The 3,972-nt window shown below is 33.5% G+C and carries 6 protein-coding genes; 4 read left to right on the plus strand and 2 right to left on the minus strand.

Going from position 1 to position 3,972, the window contains the following annotated elements:
• Together RM529_RS16215 and RM529_RS16220 are read right to left on the minus strand one after the other, a co-directional pair.
• A partial coding sequence (locus RM529_RS16215; protein WP_311485788.1) for a helix-turn-helix domain-containing protein occupies positions 1-202 on the minus strand: 202 nt, incomplete at its 3' end.
• Between the two features lie 400 nt (positions 203-602).
• Positions 603-1,004 carry a helix-turn-helix domain-containing protein gene (locus RM529_RS16220; protein ID WP_311485789.1) on the minus strand — a complete coding sequence of 134 codons (402 nt, stop codon included), beginning with the start codon at positions 1,002-1,004 and terminating at the stop codon, positions 603-605.
• A 129-nt stretch (positions 1,005-1,133) separates the two neighbouring features.
• Here RM529_RS16220 and RM529_RS16225 point away from each other — a divergent pair, with 129 nt between their 5' ends.
• The 4 genes from RM529_RS16225 (at position 1,134) to RM529_RS16240 (ending at position 3,418) form a co-directional block, all read left to right on the plus strand.
• A complete protein-coding gene (locus RM529_RS16225) occupies positions 1,134-1,364 on the plus strand; it encodes a hypothetical protein (protein WP_311485790.1) in 231 nt (76 codons plus the stop codon).
• Positions 1,365-1,472: 108 nt separating this feature from the next.
• The gene (locus tag RM529_RS16230) at positions 1,473-2,624 is read left to right on the plus strand and encodes a HEPN domain-containing protein (RefSeq protein WP_311485791.1); all 1,152 of its coding nucleotides are present in this window, start codon (positions 1,473-1,475) and stop codon (positions 2,622-2,624) included.
• Positions 2,587-2,907, plus strand: a complete 321-nt coding sequence (locus tag RM529_RS16235; protein ID WP_311485792.1) for a hypothetical protein — start codon at positions 2,587-2,589, stop codon at positions 2,905-2,907. The genes RM529_RS16230 and RM529_RS16235 overlap by 38 nt, the downstream gene beginning before the upstream one ends.
• A 202-nt stretch (positions 2,908-3,109) precedes the next feature.
• Positions 3,110-3,418 carry a hypothetical protein gene (locus tag RM529_RS16240; RefSeq protein ID WP_311485793.1) on the plus strand — a complete coding sequence of 103 codons (309 nt, stop codon included), beginning with the start codon at positions 3,110-3,112 and terminating at the stop codon, positions 3,416-3,418.
• The last annotated feature ends 554 nt before the right edge of the window (positions 3,419-3,972 follow it).

Below are 3,972 nucleotides of genomic sequence, written 5' to 3' on the forward strand. Positions count from 1 at the left end.
ACAAAATCAAAAGTTCCTCTGTGCTATAATTATATATGTCGGCAAGTTTCAAAACAACTTCTTTCGTGATTTTCCGCTCTCCACGCTCCATTTTGCTCAAAATGGCTACATCAATGTCAAGCAATGCAGCAACTTTCCGCAATGGGAGTTCTTTTCCTTTTCGTATGTGCCTTAACCTTTCGCCTATTGTTTCTGTTGACATAATACTTGTTGACATAATGTGTCTAAAGTAGGGAAAGATTTTTGATCTGTCATCACTAATTTTCAGATTCTTTTCAACACTCTGCCTTGGATTATGAAATTTACCCTTCTTAAATACTTGGGTTATGTACTGGCTTGTGAAGTTTTGTAATTGTGCGGTTGGCTGTTTTTTTAGAATGTGAGATGGGAAAGAATTTAAAAATAGTAGGGGGCAAGTTGTGCGTGTCCCCAAAGCCATTCCGTTTGCTTCTTTGAGAATGTGTCTTTGTATCCACAAAAGCATCTTGCTTTGAGTCTGGTGGCTGCAAAAACTTAACTCTATAAAAATTTAAAACCATAAGCAATTCTTCTTTTGTAGAATCACTTATGGTTTTAAACCTCTTAAACTCAATTATGAAAAACTAATTTTTATCCAATAACTTTTCTAAGTAAGTAACTTTTTCTTTTTCAGCAGCCAATAAGCGTTCGTAAAGCTTTTTATTTTCTTCAACAGATTCCATTAATTTATCTAATGGGTTAAAAGTACAATGATTATTAAAAGTACCTTCACTGCTGTCTTGAAAGCTGTTAAAGAAATTTATTGCCATTTCCTCATTAAAATTCTTAATCGCATCGGGAGTTACTCCCAAAACCTTAGCCACTTTATGCAGTTTTTCATCCTCTATCGTTTCACTTTGTTCTAGATGAGAAACGGTTTGTTGGCTAACGCCAAGCTCTAAGGCAAGCGCTTCTTGTTTCATTCCGCGAAGTTCTCGAATGCGGCTAATTTTTCGTCCGATATGTGGTGTGGCTGTTGTACTCATATTTCAAAGGTACTAACTTTTATCTTTTGTTGTGTTGGTAAAATACAATTTCCTTTTGGTTTTATACTCCTGATTTGGGTTCGGTACGCTTATTTATTAGCGTTCCTTTAGGCTAAATCATTCAGGAAAATGAACCACGAAGCCATAAAACAACTCCTTAAAAGTGAAGAACCCCTTGCCATTGTTCGATATTTTGAATGGGCAATTTTTTCACGCAGTTACGACCATCCCAAATATATACTATTAATCATCAACTGCCGGAACATAGATATCGAAGAAATAGAAGTACTCGATAACCTAACTTCCTTTTTTGTGTCAAAACTCCCTGAATTTAATAAAGTTATTCAAGAAGAAGATTGAGGCGTTTGGAAACGCCATAATTTCAGGGAGAAAGTAAAGCGAAGGATTCCACGTGGTAAAATTCTTCAATTTATTACTTACTAACGTTCAACCCTAAAATCTAATCTTATGAAACCCGTAACCCAAAGCATCATCCGACAACTGATCGAAATACTAGCAATAAAAGCGATTTATGTGATCCCATTTATTGAAGAAGCAGAAAAACAGCTTTTTCTTGTCATTAAGAAAGGTGCCGATAGTATAAACAACAAGCTAATTTCAGTAACTGAAATATTTCAAGAACACCCGCAATTTGTATATCGTATCTACGAAGAAACCTATGCCATCGAACAATTAAAAGAAGGGAATATTTTTTTTCTTCAAGGCTTCTTAATAAAGTATTTGAAATATGGGGCTTTAAAAACGGAGTGCAAGGATTGGGATTTTAAAGAAGCCCTACAAAAAACAGAAACTTTATTTAAAAAAGAATATACCAAAGCTTTGGATTTTCAGCAAGGGGCAAATTTTTACATTGAAAAAGAAAACTATCCGCAAGCGGCTTTTATGTTCCATCAATCAATAGAACTTTCTTTTCGTACCGTGGAACTCATCACAATGGGAAAAGAGAAAATTTGCCACGGAATCACCTACCATCAAAAATACATTCAAAATTTCGTCCCAGAACTAGGGCACTTGTTTTCAAAAGAAAACGAACAAGAAACCCAACTCTTGGACTTATTGGATACCGCTTACCGAAATGTGAGGTATGACAGGGATTACGAAATATCATTGAAATCCATAAAGCTATTGCAAAATAAGCTGGATAAAATGCTGAAAATTGTTGAAAACGAGTTTGAGAAAAGGCACGCTTACTGTAAAAATCCCTTAGAATCAACCTCTACCGAAAAAGAAACCCTTAGTGATAAAATTACAGCGAATCCAAGAATTAAATATAAGGTACAGGAATTTTTTAATAGAAAACTATATAAACTAGAACCCGGTTCTGAAAAGTTGTATTACAAAGCTGAATTTAAAATTAATGGTATTGCTGATGTACTTTATGATATAGCTGGGATAATGAAGGTTTGTATAGTAGCCTTAGAATATGCTGATAGCAGTTATGGAAGGTTGATCCCTCAGCCACATATTAATGTGCAAACTGCACTGGAACATATTTTACAATTACTTCCCTTTGAAGAGGTAGAAACTTTAGAAGAAATTATTAATAATTATAATATAGATTATGAAAACCAAGAAAAAGAAACAGCTAAAGAAGCTTAAAAAATCAGTTAAATGTAAACTAAACGTATTACGGGAAAGTGATTTAAAATCAGGAAAGTTCAAACCTTCCCATCTAGAATTTAGTGGATATTGGGATTTATTTTATACGATAGAATCATTATTGAACATTTGTATTATGGCTACACAAGGTGATGAATATAACCCCTCGAAGATAAAATGCCCTGAAGAAAATATTCGGAAATGTTTAGAACTTGCCCGGGATTTGATGCCATTTGAAGGAGGAGAATTTTTAGATGAAGCTTACCATTTGTTTAATAAATAAGAACTGTAATAACAAAAATAGTCTCTAAACTTTGCTGAAAGGTAGTACCCTCATTCGTGATGTTCCTATCATTCCGAAACTGACAGAATGGATTATCAAGTGATAGGGCAAACGGAAAAATAATTGACTCTGGCGGGGGTTTAAAAGCATTATTGCAATATGGAAAGAATTAATTTTTACTAAAACCCTTAAAAAATGCACAATGAAAAATCAAACAACACTCAAAGAAATAGAAAACTTATGTAAGTCTAAACTCAATTTGTTTACTCCGGATATAAGTGGCACTGGTAAAAATATGGTATTGCTACCATTGAATAGTTATCAGGAAGCAATGGATTTGATCTTGTATTTGCTAAAAACCTGCATTCTGGCACTACAAGCAGATTATGTCCCTGACAAATACATCGGGGAACCTGAAATCAATATTAGTGAGATTTTAAAACTTATTATAGATATCGTTCCTTATGAAGAAATGGAAATACTAGATGAATTGCAGGGACTTGTAAAATAACATATCCATTCACACCCCTTAGTAATCATTCTAAAAAAGAAAGTGAAGTTTATTCCCTTATTATTAGATGCTTGATAATTTTAAATCCTGTTCTTGGACTAGATTTTAAAAAGTGATTAAACAAAATTTTAGCTTCGCCTTTATTTTTTAGTAAATTCAAACCAAAAGTAAACCTTCATTCCAAATAGATATAAAGATGATTTCTTGGCTTTCGTTCAAGACTTTTTGGGCGAATTTTTCTTCCTAAAACAGGAGCAAAGAAATAGGCAGAATACTTCCACTAGTTTCACTTCAATTTCTCAATTTGTCGCAAAAAAGAGCCTGTTTATAGGGCTTTCAAGGGCATTTGTCGCAAATTTAATAAAAAAACAAGTTTAAAAAATGAGTAAACATCTGGTTTGTAGCTATTTGTAAAAATGTAACATCGCGCAGCGTGTTACCCTCTTGCTACTCATTTTTATCCGCTCCGCTACTTAAAATGGTAGCTTTTTTTGACGTGAATGGGACTTGAAAATTTTCATTAAAACGTCCTCTTATAAAAACCATATACTTAT

Origin of the sequence: Autumnicola edwardsiae, from assembly GCF_031846505.1 — a bacterium.
Lineage (GTDB): Bacteria > Bacteroidota > Bacteroidia > Flavobacteriales > Flavobacteriaceae > Autumnicola > Autumnicola edwardsiae.

Excerpts from the sequence above, each read along its gene's own strand:
- RM529_RS16225 (WP_311485790.1), top strand. The coding sequence starts at position 1,134 with ATGAACCACGAAGCCATAAAACAACTCCTTAAAAGTGAAGAACCCCTT.
- RM529_RS16220 (WP_311485789.1), bottom strand. The coding sequence starts at position 1,004 with ATGAGTACAACAGCCACACCACATATCGGACGAAAAATTAGCCGCATT.
- RM529_RS16240 (WP_311485793.1), top strand. The coding sequence starts at position 3,110 with ATGAAAAATCAAACAACACTCAAAGAAATAGAAAACTTATGTAAGTCT.
- RM529_RS16235 (WP_311485792.1), top strand. The coding sequence starts at position 2,587 with ATGAAAACCAAGAAAAAGAAACAGCTAAAGAAGCTTAAAAAATCAGTT.
- RM529_RS16230 (WP_311485791.1), top strand. The coding sequence starts at position 1,473 with ATGAAACCCGTAACCCAAAGCATCATCCGACAACTGATCGAAATACTA.